The 21,190-nt window shown below is 68.7% G+C and carries 20 protein-coding genes and 1 pseudogene; 7 read left to right on the forward strand and 14 right to left on the reverse strand.

All coding sequences use genetic code 11. The annotated features are described in order from the left end of the window. Positions 1-7: 7 nt before the first annotated feature. Positions 8-1,021, forward strand: coding sequence for a LysR family transcriptional regulator (locus IEY87_RS07395; RefSeq protein ID WP_225277114.1), 1,014 nt, complete (start codon positions 8-10; stop codon positions 1,019-1,021). A 60-nt stretch (positions 1,022-1,081) separates the two neighbouring features. Here IEY87_RS07395 and IEY87_RS07400 read toward each other — a convergent pair whose 3' ends face one another. From IEY87_RS07400 to IEY87_RS07450, 11 genes are all read right to left on the reverse strand, one after another. After that, entirely contained in the window at positions 1,082-2,245 is a 1,164-nt protein-coding gene (locus IEY87_RS07400) for an NAD-dependent formate dehydrogenase (protein WP_189137728.1), read from the reverse strand. 147 nt (positions 2,246-2,392) lie between these two features. After that, positions 2,393-3,424, reverse strand: coding sequence for an ABC transporter ATP-binding protein (locus IEY87_RS07405; RefSeq protein WP_189137729.1), 1,032 nt, complete (start codon positions 3,422-3,424; stop codon positions 2,393-2,395). Continuing rightward, positions 3,421-4,284, reverse strand: coding sequence for a molybdate ABC transporter permease subunit (gene modB, locus IEY87_RS07410; protein WP_189137730.1), 864 nt, complete (start codon positions 4,282-4,284; stop codon positions 3,421-3,423). The genes IEY87_RS07405 and modB overlap by 4 nt, the downstream gene beginning before the upstream one ends. Positions 4,285-4,291: 7 nt before the next feature. Then, positions 4,292-5,086 carry a molybdate ABC transporter substrate-binding protein gene (gene modA / locus IEY87_RS07415; RefSeq protein ID WP_189137731.1) on the reverse strand — a complete coding sequence of 265 codons (795 nt, stop codon included), beginning with the start codon at positions 5,084-5,086 and terminating at the stop codon, positions 4,292-4,294. A gap of 9 nt (positions 5,087-5,095) precedes the next feature. Beyond that, complete coding sequence (locus IEY87_RS07420; RefSeq protein ID WP_189137732.1) at positions 5,096-5,509, reverse strand: TOBE domain-containing protein; 414 nt, start codon at positions 5,507-5,509, stop codon at positions 5,096-5,098. A gap of 181 nt (positions 5,510-5,690) precedes the next feature. Then, positions 5,691-5,912 carry a helix-turn-helix domain-containing protein gene (locus IEY87_RS07425; protein ID WP_189137733.1) on the reverse strand — a complete coding sequence of 74 codons (222 nt, stop codon included), beginning with the start codon at positions 5,910-5,912 and terminating at the stop codon, positions 5,691-5,693. Continuing rightward, positions 5,912-6,403, reverse strand: coding sequence for a DUF2975 domain-containing protein (locus IEY87_RS07430; RefSeq protein WP_189137734.1), 492 nt, complete (start codon positions 6,401-6,403; stop codon positions 5,912-5,914). The genes IEY87_RS07425 and IEY87_RS07430 overlap by 1 nt, the downstream gene beginning before the upstream one ends. 108 nt (positions 6,404-6,511) lie before the next feature. Next, complete coding sequence (locus IEY87_RS07435) at positions 6,512-7,066, reverse strand: hypothetical protein (RefSeq protein ID WP_189137735.1); 555 nt, start codon at positions 7,064-7,066, stop codon at positions 6,512-6,514. A gap of 4 nt (positions 7,067-7,070) precedes the next feature. Then, positions 7,071-8,222, reverse strand: a complete 1,152-nt coding sequence (locus tag IEY87_RS07440; RefSeq protein ID WP_189137736.1) for a hypothetical protein — start codon at positions 8,220-8,222, stop codon at positions 7,071-7,073. An 11-nt stretch (positions 8,223-8,233) separates the two neighbouring features. Next, positions 8,234-8,644, reverse strand: coding sequence for a FixH family protein (locus tag IEY87_RS07445; protein ID WP_189137737.1), 411 nt, complete (start codon positions 8,642-8,644; stop codon positions 8,234-8,236). Next, on the reverse strand, positions 8,641-10,071 hold the full coding sequence (locus tag IEY87_RS07450; RefSeq protein WP_225277112.1) for a DUF8832 domain-containing protein: 1,431 nt from the start codon (positions 10,069-10,071) through the stop codon (positions 8,641-8,643). Before IEY87_RS07450 ends, IEY87_RS07445 begins: the two co-directional genes overlap by 4 nt. A gap of 101 nt (positions 10,072-10,172) precedes the next feature. Between IEY87_RS07450 and IEY87_RS07455 the strand changes: the two genes are divergently transcribed. The 3 genes from IEY87_RS07455 to IEY87_RS07465 all read left to right on the forward strand — a co-directional run bounded on the left by IEY87_RS07455 (position 10,173) and on the right by IEY87_RS07465 (position 14,748). Continuing rightward, positions 10,173-10,910: a TetR/AcrR family transcriptional regulator gene (locus IEY87_RS07455; RefSeq protein ID WP_189137738.1), complete on the forward strand. Its 738-nt coding sequence runs from the start codon at positions 10,173-10,175 to the stop codon at positions 10,908-10,910. A gap of 278 nt (positions 10,911-11,188) precedes the next feature. Next, positions 11,189-12,331 (forward strand): hypothetical protein, encoded by a 1,143-nt coding sequence (locus IEY87_RS07460; protein ID WP_189137739.1) that lies wholly within the window; start codon positions 11,189-11,191, stop codon positions 12,329-12,331. 836 nt (positions 12,332-13,167) lie between these two features. After that, positions 13,168-14,748, forward strand: coding sequence for a hypothetical protein (locus IEY87_RS07465; protein ID WP_189137740.1), 1,581 nt, complete (start codon positions 13,168-13,170; stop codon positions 14,746-14,748). 283 nt (positions 14,749-15,031) lie between these two features. Here the strand turns inward: IEY87_RS07465 and IEY87_RS07470 are convergent, their stop codons facing one another. Beyond that, on the reverse strand, positions 15,032-15,451 hold the full coding sequence (locus tag IEY87_RS07470; protein ID WP_189137741.1) for a PIN-like domain-containing protein: 420 nt from the start codon (positions 15,449-15,451) through the stop codon (positions 15,032-15,034). After that, positions 15,426-16,163 (reverse strand): DUF433 domain-containing protein, encoded by a 738-nt coding sequence (locus tag IEY87_RS07475; protein WP_189137742.1) that lies wholly within the window; start codon positions 16,161-16,163, stop codon positions 15,426-15,428. The genes IEY87_RS07470 and IEY87_RS07475 overlap by 26 nt, the downstream gene beginning before the upstream one ends. A 442-nt stretch (positions 16,164-16,605) precedes the next feature. Between IEY87_RS07475 and IEY87_RS47120 the strand changes: the two are divergent. Then, positions 16,606-16,887 (forward strand): annotated as a pseudogene (locus IEY87_RS47120) (recombinase family protein); the annotation flags it as partial. 444 nt (positions 16,888-17,331) lie between these two features. Here IEY87_RS47120 and IEY87_RS07485 read toward each other — a convergent pair. Next, on the reverse strand, positions 17,332-18,342 hold the full coding sequence (locus IEY87_RS07485) for an ion transporter (RefSeq protein WP_225277110.1): 1,011 nt from the start codon (positions 18,340-18,342) through the stop codon (positions 17,332-17,334). A 172-nt stretch (positions 18,343-18,514) separates the two neighbouring features. Between IEY87_RS07485 and IEY87_RS07490 the strand changes: the two genes are divergently transcribed. Further along, a complete protein-coding gene (locus IEY87_RS07490) occupies positions 18,515-19,903 on the forward strand; it encodes a hemolysin family protein (RefSeq protein ID WP_225277109.1) in 1,389 nt (462 codons plus the stop codon). Then, positions 19,900-20,910, forward strand: a complete 1,011-nt coding sequence (locus tag IEY87_RS07495; RefSeq protein WP_189137743.1) for a hemolysin family protein — start codon at positions 19,900-19,902, stop codon at positions 20,908-20,910. The genes IEY87_RS07490 and IEY87_RS07495 overlap by 4 nt, the downstream gene beginning before the upstream one ends. Positions 20,911-21,190: the final 280 nt, after the last annotated feature.

Genomic DNA, 21,190 nt, shown 5'->3' on the forward strand with positions numbered 1-21,190 from the left:
CCACGACGTGCTCCAGCCCGCGCCGCCGTCGCCCTGGACGGCGATCGTGATCTCGGGGATGGACGGGACGGGTGCGCACGGGGGATTCTGTGGCGTGCTGTTGCGTGAGTTGGAATACCTCGTCGCCTTGGCCCGTGAGCGGCATTTCGCCCGCGCCGCAGCGGCCTGCCACGTCTCCCAGCCGTCGCTGTCGGCAGCCATCCGCAAGCTGGAACGCGACCTTGACGTGCCCCTCGTCCGGCGCGGCCAGCGCTTCGCCGGGCTGACCCCGGAAGGCGAGCGGGTGCTGCTGTGGGCGCAGCGCATCATCGCCGACGCCGACGCGTTACGCCAGGACCTGTCCAGGATGCGCGAAGGCTTGTCGGGCACGCTGCGGATGGGGGCGATCCCGACCGCGCTGACCGCGGCCTCGCTCTTGACGACACCGTTCTGCGAGCGGCACCCGCACGTCCGGGTGTCACTGACGTCGCTGTCGTCGCGGGAGATCGCGCGGCGACTGACCGAGTTCGAGATCGACATGGCGATGACGTACCTGGACGACGAGGACGACCTCGGCGAGGCGCGGGTCAGCCCGCTGTACGAGGAGCGCTACCTGCTGCTCACCCCATCTGACGGCGCGCTGGCCGGCAGGCAGGTGGCGCGCTGGGCGGAGGTCGCCGCTCTGCCGCTGTGCCTGCTCGCCCCCGAGATGCGCAACCGCCGCATCCTGGACGCCAACTTCAGGCGGGCGGGCGCGGTGGCGGTGCCCGCCATCGAGACCGACACCGTCTCCGCCCTGTTCGCGCACGTGGCGACCCACCGCTGGTCCAGTGTGATCGCGCACGCGTGGCTGCACATGTTCGGCGTCCCGGAGGGCATGCGGGTGATCCGGCTGGAGCGGCCCGCGCGCGAACCCCGCGTCGGACTCGTGGTGGCCGGTACGGGCCCGGAGTCGGTGATGGCCAGGGCCGTGCTGGACATCGCCCGCGACCTCGACCTGCGCGAGGTGTTCGACCGGCTCACCCGCGAGCACCTGACATGAACGCACCGCGGCCGTGCGCCGCTGCGCCGCACGCGTTCATGTGTGACCCGCGCCGCCCCGCTACTTCTGGCGGGTGCTGTAGGAGTGCGCGCCGGCTCCGGCCAGGGCGCCGCCCTCGACGATGAGGTACTCCTCGCGGATGGGGGTCCCCGCCAGCCAGGCTTCGAGGATCTCGCGGGTGCCGGCGGCGTAGCGGGTCTGGGCGGACAAGGACGAGCCGGAGATGTGCGGGGTCATGCCGTGGTGCGGCATCGTCCGCCAGGGGTGGTCGGCCGGGGCGGGCTGGGGATACCAGACGTCGCCGGCGTACCCGGCGAGTTGCCCGCTCTGCAGGGCGCGCACGATCGCGTCGCGGTCGGCGATCTTGGCGCGGGCGGTGTTGATCAGGTACGCGCCGCGCTTCATGGTGGCGAGCAGCGCGTCGTCGAACAGGCCCTCGGTCTCCGGGTGCAGCGGGGCGTTGACGGTCACCACGTCGCAGTGCGGGACCATGGCGGCGGCGTCGGGGTGGAAGGTGAGCCCGAGCTCCTCCTCGACCTCGGCCGGCAGGCGGTGCCGGTCGGTGTAGTGCAGGTGCACGTCGAACGGCTTGAGGCGGCGTAGCACGGCCGTGCCGATGCGGCCGGCGGCGACGGTGCCGACGTGCATCCCCTCCAGGTCGTAGGAGCGGGCGACGCGGTCGGCGATGTTCCAGCCGCCGTCCAGCACGGTCCGGTGCGCGGGCAGGTAGTCGCGGACCAGGGACAGGATCATCATCACGACGTGCTCGGCGACGCTGATGCTGTTGCAGTAGGTGACCTCGGCGACGGTGACGCCATGGGCGATGGCGGCGTCGAGGTCGACGTGGTCAGAACCGATGCCGGCGGTGACGGCCAGCTTGAGCTCGGGTGCGCGGGCGATGCGCTCCGCGGTCAGGTACGCGGGCCAGAACGGCTGGGAGATCACCACATCGGCGTCGGCCAGCTCCCGGTCGAAGGCGGAGTCGTCGCCGTCCTTGTCGGAGGTGACGACCAGCGTGTGGCCGCGCTCCTCCAGGAAGCGGCGCAGGCCCAGCTCGCCCGAGACGCTGCCGAGCAGGTGCCCCGGGGTGAAGTCGATGCCCTTGGGGCTGGGCAGGGTCTGGCCGCCCGGGTATCCGGACAACTCGGGCAGGCCGTCGCGGGCGTAGGAGGCGGGGTATCCGTCGATCGGGTCGTCGTACAGCACGCACAGCACCTTGGCCATGAGCTTCGCTCCTCGTCGGTGGGGTGATCTCACTGTCCGCCGACGCGTATCCCCAGGTCAAAGCGTTTGTGTCTATCGGATGATAGGAGCCGCCTATGCCGATACGGGTCCGACCGGCGGAGCCTGACGCGGTCCCCCGCTCGGTGCTCATGCCGGGTAGGCGTGGGTTTCGGTGGCCTTGACCGAGGCCCAGATCTGCTGGCCGGGGGTCAGGTCGAGGTCGGCGACGGCGGCGGGGGTGATGTCGGCGAAGGCCGCGATCGGCCCGTCGAGGTGGACGCGGACGTTGTCGCCGTGGCGCTCGATGCCGTCGATGCGCGCCCGCCAGAGGTTGCGCGGGCTGCCGTCCGGCCGGGTGCGGTACAGCGCCACGGCGGCGGGCGGGAAGGCGACGAACGCGGCTCCGTCGAGATGCTCGGAGCTGTGCAGGAGCAACTCGCCGACCTTGACCCCGGTTCCGTCGGCCACGCCGCGATACAGGTTGAGCCCGACCAGGCGGGCCACGTAGTCGGTGCGCGGGCGGCGGGCCACCTCGCCGGGGGCGCCTTGCTGGACGATGGCGCCGTGTTCGATGACGATCAGCCGGTCGGCCAGCACCATGGCGTCGAGGGGGTCGTGGGTGACCAGGACGGTGACGCCGTCGAAGTCGGCCAGATGGCGGCGCAACTCGGAACGGATCTCCAGTCGGGTGTGCGCGTCCAGCGCGGCGAGCGGCTCATCCAGCAACAGCAGTCGCGGTCGTACGGCCAGCGCGCGGGCCAGCGCCACCCGCTGCGCCTGCCCGCCGGACAGTTGGCGGGGCTTGGCGGCAGCGTGCCCGGCCAGGCCGACACGCTCGAGGAGGGCGGCGGCGGTACGGCGGGCCTCGGCCTTGGCCACTCCCTGGCAGCGCGGGCCGAAGGCGACGTTGTCCAGCGCCGACAGGTGCGGGAAGAGCAGATAGTCCTGGAAGACCATGCCGATCGGCCGTTGCTCGGCGGCCAGCACGTGCAGTGGCTGACCGTCCAGGCTGATCTGCCCCTCGGACATGGCGGTCAGCCCGGCCAGGGCGCGCAGAGCGGTGGTCTTGCCCGCGCCGTTCGGGCCGAGCAGCGCGACCACCTCGCCCGGCGCGACTTCCAAGGTGAGGTCCAGCCGGAAAGCGGGCCGGGTGACGATCAGGCGGCCCCGCAGACTCATGGCGCGCTCACCCACCGATCCCGCAGGCTGGCCAGGACGATGACGGAGACGGCCAGCAGGACCAGGCTGAGCACGATCGCCGCCTCCGGCTCGGTCTCCAGGGCCAAATAGACGGCCAGCGGCATGGTGCGGGTGGTGCCGGGGAAGTTGCCCGCGAACGTGATCGTGGCGCCGAACTCTCCCAGCGCCCGCGCCCAGCACAGCACCGCGCCGGCCACGACCCCGGGCATGATGAGCGGCAGCGTCACCCGCCGGAAGATCGTCCAGCGGGAGGCGCCGAGGGTGGCGGCGGCCTCCTCGAAGCGCTGGTCGGCGCCGCGCAGCGCGCCCTCGACACTGATGACCAGGAACGGCATCGCGACGAACGCCTCGGCGATGATCACCCCTGCGGTGGTGAACGGCAGCGTGATCCCGAAGGTGGCCTCCAGCCACTGCCCGACCAGCCCGCGCCGCCCGAGGACGAGCAGCAGCGCGACGCCGCCGACCACCGGCGGCAGCACCAGCGGCACGGTCACCAGCGCCCGGACCAGCCGCCGTCCGGGGAAGTCCACCCGGGCCAGCAGCCAGGCCAGCGGTACGCCGAGCAGCAGGCACACCGCCGTGGCCACAGTGGCGCACACCAGCGACAGCCGCAGCGCCTCCAGCACGTGCGGCTCGGCCAGCCGCGCCAGGAGCGTGGGCCAGGGGGCGCGGATCAGCAGCCCGGCCAGCGGCAGCACCAGGAACACCAGCCCCAGCACCGCGGGCAACACCAGCACCCAGGGCAGCCGCCCGGAGGCCGCACGGCCCGCGGGCCGACGGCCGGTGAGCCCGCGACGCGGGCCCACCGGGTCAAGCCGCTCCGGCGCAGAAGAGCTCATCGGCGGATCAGGGGGCCTCGAAGCCGGCCTTGGTCAGCACGTCCTTGCCCTGCTGCGACAGCACCAGGTCCACGAACTGCTGGGCCGCCGCACCGGCCGGGGCCTTCGCCAGGGTGGCGATGGGGTAGTCGTTGATCGCCTGGTCCGCCTCCGGGAACTCGATGCCCCGCACCTTGCCCGCCGAGGCGATCACGTCGGTCTTGTAGACCAGTGCCGCGTCCACCTCGCCCAGCTCCACCTTGGTCAGCGTGGCCTTGACGTCCTGCTCCAGGGTGACCGGCGTGACCTTCAGCCCGGCCGCGTCCAGCGCCTTGACCGCCGCCGCGCCGCACGGCACCTGCTCGGCGCAGAGCGCCACCTTCACCTTGGTGTCGGTCAGGTCCTTCAGATCGTCCACCTTGGCCGGGTTGTCGGCCGGCACGGCGATCTGCAGCTTGTTGCGTACGAACGTGCTCGGCGAGCTTGCCGGCGACGCGTCGCTGACCGTCTTCATGGTGGCCGGGCTGGCAGCGGCGAACACGTCCGCCGGAGCGCCCTGGACGATCTGCTGGGCCAGGGTCGCGCTGGAGCCGAAGTTGAACCGCACCGTCGTACCAGGATGCGCGGCCTCGAAGACCTTGCCGAGTTCGGTGAACGTCCCGGTCAGCGACGCCGCCGCGAACACGGTCACCTCCTTGGCCTCGCCACCGGCGGAAGCCGACGCGGAAGTAGCCGGTTCGCCGGAACCGCAACCGGTCAGGCCCGCGAGCGCGAGCACGACGGGCAGGGCGATCGCCCAGCGGGAAAGACGCCTGAACACCAACGGGGCTCCTCACAAGTGACTGGCCACGCGTTCGTGACCGGGAATCTCCACGACGACGTTGGTGGACTTGATCACGGCGACCGCCACCACCCCCGCCTCCAGGCCCAGCTCATCGGCGGCCTGGCGGCTCATCAGCGACACCACCCGAAACGGCCCCGCGGCGATCTCCACCTGTGCCATCACCGCATCACGGATCACCTCGGTGACGATCCCGCGAAAGCGGTTACGCGCCGAGGTGCGACCACCGCTGTCGGTCTCCTCGATCTGCGAGCGGGCGAACGCGGCCAGATCCGCGCCGTTCACCCGCCGGTGGCCGTGCTCGTCCCGCTCGGCCCCCAGCCGGCCCGCGTCCACCCACCGGCGGACGGTGTCCGAGCTGACCCCGAGCAGCGCTGCGGCCTCACTGATCCGAAACGTCATCACAACACCTCACCTTACCTCTCGCACATTCCACCCTGAAGCCCCGCCTTTGACCGCACCAGCGGCAAGATCCATGGCTCAGGCATGGCATCCACAAGATCGGAGAGCGCCCTCATGAGTACCGCGCGACTGCGTAGTCAGCCCCAGCACACCGCGACATCAAGGGCGCCGGCTCCGAGGCACCTCATCCGCCCGCGGCGTCCTCCGCCTCCCAGCGCAGCAGGTCGCCCGGCTGGCACTCGAGTGCCTCGCAGAGCATGGCGAGCGTCGTGAAGCGCACCGCCTTGGCGCGGCCGTTCTTGAGCACCGCCAGGTTGGCGGGCGTGATCCCTACGCGGCCCGCGAGTTCGCCCACCGACATCTTCCGCTTGGCCAGCATCACGTCGATGTCGACGACGATCGGCATCAGATGACCTCGTCCAACTCGGCCCGCAGCCGCACCGCTTCGACGTCGCGCGCGACGGCCTGGGCGAGCAGCATCCGCAGCACGAGCACGATGAGCGCGACCCCCAGAATGGCCAGCCCGATCCCGCCCATGATGACGGTGACGCCCGGGTCGTCCCGCTGGCCCGGCGCATTGATGGCCGTGACCGTGAACCACAGGAGGGCAGCCGCCACGATCGCGCCGATCACGGCGTCCACGTACCGGAAGGCGGCGGGGGAGAACACGGTGCCCCGTCGCACCATCGTCACCAGCCGCCACACGCCGAACAGGGCGACCTGGACCGACACCATGCCCAGGACCGCGATCACGCGCAGCGGGGTCAGTGGGAGCGACCCGTCCTCCGGGTCGCTCCCACTGACCAACACCCACACCATCAATACCTGTACGAACACGGTGCCGGCGAACACCGCCACCAGCACAACGCGAAGCGCACGCACTGCCAGCTTTCCCATGCCACTCCTTCCATCGAATTACGATGAAAATCTATCGAATGTCGATAGGCTCGGCAAGAGTGGGAGTGAAGGGTCAGCGGTTTCGCACCGTGGCGATCCTGTGTGTCGTCAGGGGCGTTCTTCCTGCGGCTGAGCTGATGGCGGCCAGGTTCGCCGCCATCCGGTGACGATCAGCGTGACCAGCCCGAGCAAGGGCAACGAGCTGATCGCCCAGCTGATCCCCAGGGGCGGACCCGGTTGCTCGAGTACGGTGATCGCCACATCCCCCGTTCCCGATCCGCTGGGACCGTTGAGGGCGAATCGCATCGTCCACCGTCCTTGCTGCGGCAACGCGTGGATGTCCAGGCCCCACACCTTGCGATTGCGCGGGTGGCGGACGAGGTTGTTCTGCTGCACGCCACCGTCGGGCGCGATCAAGGTGAGAGTGCCGCTCTTGCCGCCGATGCCGCCGTCGGGGGCGAACGTGAAGTCGAGCGACTGCATCGCTTTCAGGGGCCAGGTGCTGAAGCCGGCGGTGAGCCGGTACGGTCCAGCCTGCACCTGCTCGCTGTGGACGACCTTCACCGGCTCGTACGGCTGCGCCATGGCCGGTGCACCGGCCATCACGCTGATCAGGCCGATCGCTCCGATCAGGTTGAGCAGTGTCAACGCGGTCCTGCGCATGGCGCTACCTCCCTTCCCGCGCCGGGGCGAGCCGCCGCAGCATGTCGCCGAAACGAACGCCGAGGAAACCGGCGGCCACACCTGCCGCCAGAGCGCCGACCACCGTGACGACCAGGCCGAGAATCGCTCCGGCGGTCATGTCCACGGCGGTGGAGTCGGTGCCCGGAGGGGCGCCCAGGAACAGGGCTGCCTGCAGAGGCGCCGTCGCTGTGACGATAAAGCCTCCTATTCCACCCGCTATAAGGCCATAGCGGACGGCGGACCGGTCCTGGCGCCGGGCGCGGGCCAGCAGCAGCTCCACGACGCCGGCGGCCAGCAGCAGGCACATCGGCATCATCACCGGCACGCCGGTGACGTAGTCGCGCATCGGCAGGTCGATCGAGTCCGCGTAGACCCGGGTGGCCCACGGAGAGAACCACCAGTAGAACGCCTGGAGCGCGGCCAATACCCCGGCGACGCTGAACGCGCCGCCCCGCCGGTCGAACAGCCGGGCACCCATCACCACGGTCAGCACCGACATGAAAGTCAGCCCGATCGTCGGAAGGTCGACCACGCCGCCGCCGAGGGCGCTCAGCCCACTGGTGGTCGCCGTGCTGAATCCGAGGAGTACGGCGAGCCCGACGACCGCGGTGACCGCACCCCACCTCTGGTCTCGGGCGGCCGAGGACACCATCACGGCGCCGGCCATCGTCAGCGTGATGGAGAGCAGGAACCCCATGTGCGGCGGTGATTCCAGCACCGCGTCGAATCCGTACAGCCCGTGCCACCACTGATCCCATAAACCGTAGATCAGGAACAACGCGGCGCCGACCCCCGAGACCAGATAGCCGACCGGAGCGGTGAACGTACGACCGAACACGCCGACGGCGTGGCCGCCGATGACCGGGTCCACCGGGTGTCCGCCCCGTTCCGCGGCGGTGGCCGCCAGCACCACGACCAGGCTCGTCACTCCGGCCACGGCGCTGCCCGCGTACAGCAGGAGGTGCGGCAACGTGAAGAAGGTGTCGGGCCCGACGTCGTAGTGCCACTGGATGTCCCAGACGAGCCCGGTCAGCGACAGCAGCGTTCCGCTGAGCAAGGCACCGGCTGAGGGCAGTCCTTTCGATGTGGTCCTGGCCGTCCCGTCCGTTCGAGCGGACGGCGCGGTGATGTCCATGTCTCTTCCTTTCACTTGACCATCAGGGGGAAAACGCCCTGTTCGACGCCGTGAGCGCCGTGCAGCGTGACGGTGATCCGCCACATGCCGGACATCGGCAACACCGCGTTCTCCGCGCGGTAACGGCCCGGCGCGAGCTGGGCGGCTGTGACAGGCGGGTAGGCGTGGCCCATATGGGGCATCACGGGTTGAAGGGTGACCTCGTCCATGGCGGACGGTGCGCCGTCTCGGTCCTTGATCTCAAGGTCGAACGTGTTGGCGCCGGCGCGCGGCCGGTTCGTGACCAGATGCACGGTGTACGAGGCGGTTGAGGTCTTCAGCGTGGTGGCGCTGTCCGTGTCCTTCCGCCAGGGTTGCATCACCAGCAGAACCCCCGCCAGCAACAACACCACCGCTGCCGCGAAGCCGGTTCGCGTGTTCATGGTGACGCCTTTCCGGGCTCGGGTACGTTCACGCTCGCGGGCACGGTGCGCACCGAGTAGCCGCGCTCGGCCTGGATCCACACGAGGTATCGGCCGGGCAGCGGGAAGGTGTAGGTGAACGGCACGTCGGGGCCGAACGCGGCGACGCTCTCGTCCGGCTGGTCCCGCGTACTCGGGAGCATCGAGTGGACGTGAGCCCAGATCGGCGCATCCGCGACCGCGCCGGTGACGGGCCCCACCACGATCATGTGACCGGCCATCCCCAGCCAGGGCTGCAGGTCCTGCGTGCCGAATCTCGCGGTGAGGGTGCTGGGCGACCCGGCGGGCGCGATGCGGCGATCCACGGTGTCGTTCTGCGTGGCCGGCGCCACGCCCCCTGCGGCGTCGAGAACGATCGAAGTCCGGAGCAGTTGCCTGCCGCCACCCCGCCGGGCGATCTCCGCCGCCACCGCGTAGCGACCCGTCTCCGGGGCGGTGAACGTGACCCGGTAGCCACCGGGCCCCGCCCGGACCGGGTGCAGGTGCCACAGCCTCCCCGCCGGCGACACGACCGCCAGGTGCACGAACGCGGCGTCGTGCACCAGCAGATCGTCGACCGGGTGTCCTGTCGACGAGTCGGTCAGCGCCAGTCGCAGGTCCCCGTCGCGCAGGTCCGACACCACATTCACCGGCGGCCGTGAGTTGTCCGCGGTGGGCGACGGCGCGGTGGCGTAGGGGGCGGCGATGTTGTCGGCGGTGGGGTCCAGCTCCGAGCCCGGCGGCGGCAGCGGCGGCACGCTCCACGAGAGCACCACCGCCGTCACCGCCACGGCCAGCGCCGCCACCGTGCCCGCCGCGGGTGCCAGCGCGGCGGCGGCACGCAGGCGGACCGCGACCACCAGCGTCACCATCATCAGCAGACCCGCGCCGACGAAGCCCCCGTACGCCGCGTTCTGCCACGGCGACATCACCCGGGCGGGCACGACGAAGGGGATCGTCGCGACCCGCATGCCGTCGTCGATCGCCAGCTCCCACAGGCCGGCTCCCGACACCGCGAGTGCGCCGGCGCGGTGGAAGCCCGGCTGCGCGCCGAGTCGCACGGTCGTCGCGCCGGTCTGTTCGCCGTCCTGGCTCAGCCGCAGCGCCAGTTCACCGGGCGGGTCGCCCGCGTGGGAGACCACGTCGACGTACACCGGCCCGGGCACCGGCTCCACCCGGCGGATCACCACCGTCAGCTCGCGGTCACCGAGGGTCTGCGCGACATGGATGTCACCGCCGTCGAACGCGCCGTCGGCGAACGCGGGAACCGCCGTGGTCCAGGGAAATGCGAGAGCGCCCAGGAACACCAGCACCGCCTTCAGCAAGCGCCCCCGCCGTCTCCGGCCATGCCGGCCGAGGAACACGCCAGCGGACAGCCCACCGCCGATCACCGACACCGATGTCAACATGACCACCTCCTCGATCGATACACTGTATTGCACAATACGCTGTATCGCATAGTAGTGGTGTATCGTTGGCCTGGCGCACAGATGGACGGAAGACGAGGGCGATGACGGCAGGACGGGATACCACCGACGACGAGCCGACGCTTGTCTGGGAGCGGCCGGAGCCCCCACACCGACCGGCGCCGAGCCCGCTGGACAGAGACCGGATCGTCCGCGCCGCCATCGAACTCGCCGACGCCGACGGCCTCGGCGCGGTGTCCTTGCGCAAAGTCGCCACCGCGCTCGACGCCGGCCCCATGCGGCTGTACGGCTACCTGTCCACCAAGGACGAGCTACTGGACCTGATGGTCGACATGGTGTACGGCGAAATCACCTCATCAGCACCGGTAGGCGATGACTGGCGAGCGACCCTGCGCTCCCTCGCGCACCGCACCGCACAGGCCGCCCGCCGCCACGAGTGGTTCGCCGACCTACTCGGCGGCCGGCCGCACATCGGCCCCAACGCGCTGGCATACATGGAGGCTTCGTTCGCCGCCCTCGACAGGGCCCCCGGCTTCGCCGGCATCGACGCCGTGATGCAGGCCGTCAGCGCGGTGAACGCCTACGTCATCGGCGCCGTTCGAAGCCAAACCAGCGAACAGCGCGCCGAACGCGCCACCGGCTCGGACAAACAACAGTGGCAGACGGCGTACGGCCCGTACATGAGCCGCATGCTGGCCACCGGCCGCTATCCGACACTGGTCAAAGTCTTCCAGGACGCCACCCACCCCGACGCCGACACCACCTTCGACGCGGGCCTCGACTACATCCTCGACGGCATCGCCACCCACCTATCCCCCTGACCGCAACCCCACCCACCCTTCCGCACAGACCGAATACCACCGCTACCGCACAACGCTGTGTTAGACCACCTGGCACGGTCTGGGGGTCAGAGCCGGGGATCTGATGCGGCTGAAGGAGCGCGTACAGGCAGAGGCTGTGACGATCTCAGCAGACGGCCGGAGTCCGGCACCGGGAGCAGCGCGATCGGCGTTGCCATCGGACGATGATCTCCGTCTGGATTGTCGCCCGGGCCCGCTAGGGTCTCGATCCACCAGCACATGATCACGTTGGAGGGGCAATGGCCGGACTGCTTCGAGGTGTCGAGGACGAGGTGCCGATCTCGTACGGCCTCTTCGACCTGCGCGACGGATCCGGGCTCGGCACGGAGGCCGAGGAGGAAGAGGCCGGCTCGTTGCTGGCCGGGCCGGGCGCGATCGCCCTCGGGCAGCTAAGGATCAAGAGCCAAGCGCGGGCGCGTACGGCGCGTGTCCGGATGGAGGCATGGGACGCCGAGCCTCCCGCGCCCGGCGAGCCCTGGGCAGAGGCCGGGCAGGTCATCTACCTCAGCCCGGGCGGCACGGTGCTGCTGTGCGGCCTCTCGTACAGCCCTTCGGGGCAGGCCCTGCTGCTGGGGCCGCCGTTCTTCGCCTACGGCGTGCGTGCCTACACCGGCCCCATACGCACCCAGCCGGCCGACTACGACGAGAACGTGAGCGAGGCCGTCGAAGAGGCGTGGCTGCTGAGGTTCTGGCCGCTTGCCGATACCGCCGGCCCGGTTCTGCGCGCGGAAACGGAGAGGACCGGATGGGATCCCGAGAGGATGCGTGACGTTCTCCCGCCGACCCCTGACACCATGATGGTCAGGCCGGACCTGTGGCCCGCACTGCTTCCCTCAGCCGGGTCCGAGCCTCCACTCCGGCTTGCCCCTTCCGCTCCACCGGAGCGCGTTTCGCATGACGAGTTCACCAGCTACCCGGTCATTCCTCAGGAGACGGCTGACGCTTGGCGACGCATCGAGGAGACACTGGGCGACCTGCGTATGGACATGCTCGGCAACCTGCCCAGCAAGATCAAAGCCTGGCCGCAGTCGGAGCTCGATCGGTACGCCGTGCAGTTGCGGGTGAGCATGCGCATTGGCAAGGAGCTGAACCCGCACGACGCACCCACCTGCCGGCTGGATCCCGCCAGCGTCCGCACTGTCCTGCTCAGGCCCGCTCCCGGGGTCAGCGGCCGCGCTTGGACATATGGCGAGGACGAGAACGACCATGCCGAGGTGTTCTCGGTTGACCGGCAGGTCATCGCCCGCGACCGCATCCGCCGACTCACGTTGCTGACCGGGATCGTCACCATCCTGCGGCACGAGAACGAGCTCGTCGAAGTCCGTGCGGCGACCGAGATGGAGGCGGCCCGGGTGCTCATGGTCGAAGGGATGCGGGGCTGACCGTGCCGAGGGCGTCAGTGGTGGCGACCCGAGATGTCACCCCTCGCGCCCGCCGAAAGAACCGTTCGAGGGCAGCGTTCGGGCCGGACAGGTCGGAGCACACGATCGCGGCCATGGCCGAGCAGGTGAGCGACCGCAATGAGACGGGCCTGATCGACCTGCGTAAACGCCTGTCGAAGTCTGATCGCAAGCTCAGTCAGTACTGCTTTGCCTTCGGCGCCGGAGGGATCCCATCGAGATTGCCGGATGGATCAACGAGACGAAGAGCGAACGTGCCCGCCTGGAAGGCGAACTCAAGGCAGCCCCGGCCACGCAGCGCATCAGCGTCGCGGAGATCGGATCGATGATCGAGGGGGTCGGCGATCTGGTGCGGCTGGTAGGTGAGCGGACCCGACGACAAGGCCGATCTCTACACCCAGCTCGGGTTGAAGCTCACGTACTGCCCACAAAAGCAGTATGTGGAGGCCCGGATTACTCCGGAACCCCCACATGTGCGTTCGGTGTGTGTCCGAGGGGCGAACACCACCGGCCGCACGTGGCCCATCACTATCCCCAGTCCCATACATCGCATCCGCGTGGCCTGAGCGATTCGACCTACGCCCGGCTTATCGCGGACAGCCATGCACATTCATGTACTGGATGAATCGCAGCGGAGCCGTGTGCTGCCTGGATCGCAGTTGTCGACGCCACCGAGTCGTCCACTCGCGATGGAACACAGGCTCATTACACTTATTAGATTTTCGTGTTGTGCGATGGCCGTACCCTGTCAGAATATCTGTGTTCTGGGGAGTGTTGTTGGGTCGAAGCTGACAACTGAACATAGAGAGGTGTGCCACATGTCCTTCGCCGAGCAGATTGTGCCGATTTTCCGTGCCACCCTGGAGGTGCTGCGTGAGGCCGGGGGCCCGATGTCACCCGGCGCTGTGCACGAGGCGGTTTCCGGGCGCGTTGACATACCTCGTGACCTGCAACGTTCTGATCCGCATGGCGAGATTCGCTGGTGGACTCAGATGAGTTTCCGCACCGGCGAGGCGGCATCCCTGGGCTGGATGACCAAAAGGAACGGCTGGGCGATCACCAGCGTCGGAGCCAAGGCATTGGATGATTTTCCGGGTGCTGCCATCTATCGGGAGTTGCAACGCCAGTACCGTGACCGACGGCTCCTCAGAGCCGGTGATTTCCCAGGCGCGTTCGAACAATTCCAGCGCAATCTCGGCTATGCCCGGCAACTCGTGCACGGCGGTCGAAATTTGGAAAGGTTGGGCGTCGGCGCCTTCGATGTCACCGACCTCTACCGGGCGGCCTGGACTCAGGCGGTCGCGGCCCTCGACCATTGGGTGACTCAAGAGATCATCGATCGGGCGGTGGCTCTGGCGCAGCGGCCGGGAGTCCCACGTCCGAATAATTTCAGCAAACTGTCCATTCCGGTCGAGTTGGTGGAGAAAGTACACCGTGACGCCGAACCGTTGGAAGACGCGTTCCGTGCCGCGCTGGAACGGTTCTTCGAGTTCAAGACCTTCCAGCATCCGGACAAGATCGCGGAGGGCTTCTCCCATGTCAGCATGGTCAGGCTATGGAAGACCGTCGCCGACAAGCTGACTGCTCAAGACCCGAGCAAGCCGATTGCGGCTGACGGGATACGCACGCAGCTCGCCGAGATCGCAAAGCGCAGGAACAACATCGCGCACACCGCCGACCACGACCCGGACAGCTTCCGTCGTAAGAAGCGGATCACCGTGCGGGAAGCCGAGCAGACCATCGACGTACTCGAGTCGGTTGTGATCGCGATACTCCAGGCACTCGGTGACCCACCGCCGGCTACGGACTACAGTGTTCCGCCGGCCGAGGCCGGCTCCCTTGGGGCCGTACCAGCCCAGGCCGACGCGAAGCGCAGGGGCGTGATTCGGACGCTGCCCAAGTGGACTGAGGAGAGCCTTCTCCACGCCCTTGACGAATACTGTCCTCCTGACGTGGCCGACACGCTCCTCGCCGTCTACCGGCATGCGGAGAGCCATCCGGCCTTCCGCAGCTATTACTTCGGGGAAGCCGCCCATCCCTCTGTCACTGCCTGGTTCAGCATCGGCCGAGACGAGGCGGCGGCGGTGTGGAGTATCTATACCGGCGTGAGCAGGTCGGTGCTGTCGATCAACTTCGAGTGGATGCGCAATAGAGAGGTGCCGGTGGATGCCCTGGAGCGACTCGCCCGTGCCCTCTCCGTACTCGCTGGTTGGGAGAACATGCCGGCGCAGCTTTCTGCCGACAACTACCAGAGAAGGCCGTCCCTCGCCCCGGCCGCCCTGGCAAGGCCGGATGCCTCCGCAACCGTCATCGGAGCACTGGACGCCCTGCTGGCCGCGGGCTCGTCGTCTCGAGCATGGACGGTGCACGATGGTCGTGAGGGGCAGCGGGAGGTGTGAGTGGTGGATGATCGTCATTGGCAGCATGATCCGGAATTTGGTTTGAGCCCTTGCCGGGTGGCGAGTCATCCGCAGGAGGATGGGGCGGTGGTACCGCCTGCAGCTTCGATGGAGTGAGAGGGTCGTTCAGCTGATCCCCTGGTGGGGATGAAACTGGCCCTTTGAAAGGGTACGAAGGCGTACAAGCCGTAGCTGCGGCTGATCAGATCTGAGCTTTCGAGATCCAGCGGTCCGGCTGGACGGCTTACGGGCACATCGTGCTTTCCGAGGCGTTGCCTATCAGCTATCTGGGGTGTGGGGGATACACACGCTCCAGACGGTCGGTGTGGACGGCACGGATGAAGGGGCCTGGGGTGTCCGCTGCGGCGAAGATTGCCTGTTGGTTGCTGATGAAGCGTGCGGCGTAGGCGGTGGAAGTGAGATCGCCGCGGGTGATGACGAAACAGCGGGCTTGGTGTTCGATGACGGCGTCGATCTCCGCTTGCCGGTAGCGGATGCGTTTGTCCTTCATGAGGACTGCCCAGCCGAGCTTGGCGCTGTCTTCGATCCAGCGGGTGTCTTCGATGGTCTCGTCTTGAGGGACGCCGTAGTGTTCGGCCAGGGTGATCAGGTCCCACCCGGCTTCACGCAGCAGCTTGGGTACGGCGACTCGGCCGAGACTGCGATCGACGAAGAACCTACGCGGCTGTTCGGGTGGCGACACGCAGGACATCCTCGATCTCGTCGCGGGTGAGCCCGTACTCCTCTGCTACGACATCGACGGGCTCTCCGGCCCGGAACAGGTCGATCGCGTCCTCGATCTTGGCGCCCCCGCGGGCGAATCGGGGCCGGCCGAAGGCGTGACGGGCATCTATCGTGACCTCGGCGACGCGGTATTGCGGAAGCGTGATCACTTCGGCGTATCCGTCGTGTGCGAAGTCCACGCGGCGCAGGTAGTTCTGCACGATCTCGGTGAAGACTCGTTGGTTGTTGCGGACGACGACCAGTTCGCGGGCCGAGTCGTCGCCGACGTGCTCGGCGTAGTCGTAGAGGACTTCGGCGCCGTTGGTGAAAAGCCGGCGGCTGGCCAGGGCGTGTTCCAGGCCGAGTTCACGCTGCAATGCGTCGATTGCCGGCCGGATGCGCTGCAGTGGTACGCCAGCCTGCCGGAATGCGGCCAGGGCATAGCCCTCGGCCAAGCCGATGAACGGCACGGACGCCTCGTTCGGCCGCTCTGCCCGGGTGGCGGTAATGACCGGCTTAGTGCGGATCGCACGACCGTCGCGCTGACGGCGTTGGTAACCGAAGGCCCAATTGGTGAAGGTGGAGGCGGGGATCGCGAGGTAGCCGGCAGCTTCGGCGATGCCGTACAGCGGCGTGGTGAACCGATCGATGACCATGCCCGCCTTCCTGATCACGTCGCTGAGCCTCTTCATGATGCCTCATGGTGTGGCGTCATAGGTGGCGCATTCCTGCGTCAACTAGGTATGTCCTTTTGTTCGACAGCTGGGTTCAGCACAAGGTCATCAGGCGAGTACGAAAGAGCGTTCTGCGGGGATCAGCTCACACAGCTCCTGCCGCTCCTTCAGCCCTACGGCGTCCAGCTGTGGATGCCAGAGGCAGGCGGGCCGGTAGATCCAGCAAGCCCGATGCATCAGGCGTTGATGCTGTTGCTGGCGGGCAATCACAGCGGGAGGTGCTGCGGGCCCGCTATCGCGTGCTGGCCGCGATGCGGAACCAGACTGCCGATCAGGGACGCTTTCTCGGCGGGCGGCCGCCGTACGGCTACCGCTTGGTCGACGCGGGTCCGCATCCGAACCGGGCGCACGCCCGCTGGGGGCGCCGTCTGCACCGGCTTGATGCCGACCCGCCACGGCACCGCACGTACGGTGGATGTTCGCGCAGCGACTGGCGGGTGTCAGCGTGGCGGAAATCGCCCGGATGCTGAACGAACGCGGTGTCCCGTGCCCCTCGGACGTGGATCGTGAGCGTAACCCGCACCAATATGGGCATGCATGGACGCTACGGACCTTTGCCGCGATCCTCAGCAATCCGCGCTATACCGGCCGCCAGGTCTGGAACCGTCGGAACGGTAGCGTCACCGATGCAAGTTTGAGCCCGATGAAGCCCAGGATGATGCCGAGCCCGTGGTTGAGGTGACGCAGCCCGCTACGAGGCCGCCGGGCAGCTCACTCGCGCCTGGACCGACACCACGATGCCGGCCCAGGCCCCGGGCATGAGCTCGTCCGTGCGTGCTTTGACGCGCGACCACGTCGGCCCTGGCCTCGACCGGCAGTGGACCGGGTGGGCGCTGCTGGCCGCGCTGACCGCGATGGACACGCACCGCGACGCTTTGCCCCTTCCTCCCGCTGCCGGCCTCAGTCCGGCTGGCGGCCTGTGCCATCCAGGTCGGCTGGAATCTGGCGCTCACCTCTGCGCTTAGCCTGATCGCCGACGGCGAGCGGGACGTGGCCGCGCAAGCGGCCCTTTAGGCTTCCGGAGGAACCCTCTACGGTGAGGGCGATGCTTCAACGTCGGCCGGCCTTGTGTGGCTCCGCAAACTCGCGTCCCCCTTCTCCAGCATCGCTTCGGAGAGAGGATTCATTATGTGGTCAGGTCCTTTCTTCCATTGGCGGCCGACTGCGAGGTGGTCGATGGTGAGGCGGGCGAGACAGCGGCGGAGCTCGTCTGGCGCATCAGCAACTGGTCCAGTTTGGCGTTGACGGCGGCCAGTTCCTGCTTGACGGTCTCCAGCTCCGCCTGCGCCTGGGTTTCGGCCGGGGAGGGTTCGGCGTCGTTCATGGCGTTGACCACGACGGCGATGAACAGGTTCAGCGCGACGAACGTGGACATCAGGATGTAGGCGATGAAGAAGATCCACGCCCACGGCTTGTGCGCCATCACCTCCTGGGCGACGTTACCCCAGTCGTCGCCGGTCATGATCTGGAACAGGGTGAACAGCGAGCGGGGCAGCTCGTCGAACCGCTCGGGCACGATGTCGCCGAACAGCTTGGTCGCAACGACCGCGGCGATGTAGATCATCAGTACCAGCAGGCCGATGATGGAGGCCATACCGGGCACCGCGGTCAGCAGCGCGCCGACCACACGCCGCATGCTGGGCACCGCCGAGATCAACCTGAGCGCGCGCAGGATTCGCAGCGCGCGCAGCACCGACAGCGGGCCGGAGGCGGGTACCAAGGCGATGGCCACGATGACGGTGTCGAACCAGTTCCACGGATCGGACCAGAACGCGCGACGGTAGGCGTACAGACGGGCGGCGATCTCGACGGTGAAGATGGCCAGTGCGATCCGGTCGACGGCGTGTAGCAGGCCGCCGGCCCGATCCATCAGGTGGGCGCTGGTCTCCATGCCGATGGTCACCGCGTTGATCAAGATCACCACTATGATCGCCCGCTGGGTGAGACGGTTTTCCAGGACGATGCGCACGCGTTCTTGCCCGGACACCTGTGCAGCCGCTCCCTCAAGGGTGGACAGTCTGTGATCATCGTAGATTCGGGCGGCACAGGCCCCTAACAGGGCATGACTGAGATACCGATCACATCCGGCACCTTCGCCGCTTTCCTGCCCGTTACCTGGGAAGATGCGCTCCCGCAACGGCTCTCGTGCAGCGATCGGCTAGCGTCGAATCAGCGCATGTGGGCGGGCCTGCCCTCATACGCCTCTCACGCTGGCACACCCGGCGGCAAGGACAGAAAGGAACGGTGGTGGTGTCCGTGTCAGCGGACCCGAGCAATCCCGACTTCATGATCGCCCACTTGCTGCGGGCATGGGGGCGGGCCTGATGAGCGTGGTGCTCGGCTTGGTGGCCATCTTCGTGCTCACGCTGGCCACCGGCTACTTCGTGGCCCAGGAGTTCGCCTACGTCTCTGCCGATCGGCTCGCCCTGTCCCAGCAGGCCGCCGCCGGCGACAAGAAGGCCGCCAAAGCCGTCCAGGTCATGGGGCGGCTGTCGTTCATGCTGTCCGGTGCGCAGCTCGGCATCACCGTCACCGCGCTCGTGGTCGGCTTCATCGCCCGCCCGGCCCTGGTGGAGCTGATCGCGCCCGCGCTGACCGCCGTGGGCCTGCCCGCCGGCATGGTCGGCGCGGTGGCGGTGGCGATCGGCTTCGCGCTGGCCACGATCATCCAGATGGTGCTCGGCGAGCTCGCCCCCAAGAACCTCGCCCTGGCCAGGCCCGAGCCGCTGGCCCGCGCGCTGGCCTCCTCCACCCTGATCTATCTCAAGGTCGCAGGACCGGTCATCAAGCTGTTCGACACCGCGGCCAACAGGCTGCTGCGCGCGGTCGGCATCGAGCCCGTCGAGGAGCTGCATCACGGCGCGACCCTGGAGGAGCTCGGCCACATCATCGGCGAGTCCGAAGCCCACGGTCACATGCCCGGCAGCCAGGCCGACGTGCTGGAACGCGCCCTGGCCTTCTCCGAGCACACCGCCGAAGAGGTGATGGTGCCACGCGTCGACGTCGTCGTCATCGCCGCCGCCGCGACCGTGGCGGAGCTGGACGAGCTCATCGCCGCCCACGGCCACACGCACTATCCGGTGCTCGGCGGCACCCTGGACGACGTGATGGGGCTGGTCAGCCTGCGCGACGTCGCCGCCGTACCGGTCGAGAAGGCCGCCACGACCCGCGTCGGCGACCTCGCCCGCGACGTGCTCCTCGTGCCCTTCTCGCTGTCGCTGCCCGACCTGGTGGCGCAACTGCACGCGCGCGGTGAGGAGGTGGCCTGCGTCGTCGACGAGCACGGCGGCCTGGCCGGCCTGGTCACCTGGGAGGACGTCGCCGAAGAGCTCGTCGGCGAGATCGCCGACGAGAACGACGCCGAGGCGCCGCGCGTGCTGCGGCGCGGCGACGACTGGGAGCTGGACGCCGCCCTGCGCATCGACGAGATCGCCTTGGAGACCGAGCTGAACCTGCCGGACGAGGACGAGTACGACACCTTGGCGGGGCTCATCCTGCACCGGCTCGGCCGCTTCGCCGTCCCAGGCGACGTCATCACCGCCGAACTGCCCGCCACCCTCGATCCCGCCGCGCCCACCCACGCCCGGATCGAGGTCCGGACGCTGAACCGGCACGTCCCCGAGCGTGTCCGCCTCACCCCTTACCGCCCTGACGGCGCCGACGGTCAAGACGACCGGGAAGGCGAGGAGCAGCCGTGAACCTGTCCATCGGCCTGGCGCTGACCCTGGTCCTGCTGATCGGCAACGGGTTCTTCGTCGCCGCCGAGTTCGCCCTGGTCGCCGCCAAACGCCACCGCCTGGAGAAGGCCGCGGCCGGAGGCAGCAGAGCCGCCGCCGCCGCGCTGGCGGGCATCAAGGAGCTGTCGCTCATGCTGGCCGGGGCCCAGCTCGGCATCACGCTGTGCTCGCTCGGCCTGGGCATGGTCTCCGAGCCGGTCATCGCCGGCACGCTCACCCCGCTCTTTCACACCCTCGGCCTGCCCGAGGCGGCCGCACACGCGGTCGCCTTCGTCATCGCACTGGCCATCGTGACCTTCCTGCACATGGTCCTCGGCGAGATGGCCCCCAAATCCTGGGCCATCGCCCACCCCGAACGCTCCGCCACCACCCTGGCCCTGCCGTTCCGCGCCTTCACCCTGGCCGTCCGCCCCCTGATCAGCGCCCTGAACGGCATCAGCAACGGCCTGCTGCGCCTGTTCAAGGTCCACCCCCGCGAGGACGGCGCCAACCCGCGTACGCCCGAGCAGCTGGAGCACCTGGTGGCCGAATCCCGCAGGCTCGGGCTGATCGACGCCGACGACCACGCCATCCTCAGCCAGACCCTACGCGCGCCGAATGCCGACATCACCCCGCTGATCACCCCGGCCGACCAGGTCGCCACCGTGCCCACCACCGCCTCGGCCCAGGAAGTGATCGACGCCTGCCTGACCGCCCAGCGCTCACGCCTGATCGTCGGTCCCGCCGCCGCCCCGGTAGGCGTCGTTCACGTACGCGACGCCTACCTCGCCCGCCGCCGGGGCACCTCGACCACAGCGGCGCAGCTCGCCTACCGCATCCCCGCTCTGCCACCCGGCGTCTCCGTCTCCGAAGCGGTGGCAACGCTCCGCACCCACCACAGCCAACTCGCCCTCGTCCGCGCCGGCGACGGCACCACAGCCGGCATCGTCACCCTCGACGACCTGCTCACCACCCTGCTGGTGGCCTGACGCGGCTCAGAAGACCAGCAAGAACTCGTACAGGTTCAGCACCTACACCAGCAGCCATGACTCCACAGCGGGCAAGCCGGCCGTTACAGCCTGACGTTCCCGTGGTTCGAGCACTTCGGCGTGCCGCTGTGGGTGCCTGAGGTCGGCGGGCCGATCGATCCGGTGAACGAGGCCCACGACATGATCATGGGCGTCTTCGGCGGGCTGTCGAAGGGAGAGCGGAACCGCGTGCCAGGGGCACATTCAGCCAGCGCCCCCACCCCACACGGCGTCCGTACGC

Origin of the sequence: Nonomuraea glycinis (assembly GCF_014646515.1) — a bacterium.
GTDB classification, from domain to species: Bacteria; Actinomycetota; Actinomycetes; order Streptosporangiales; family Streptosporangiaceae; genus Nonomuraea; species Nonomuraea glycinis.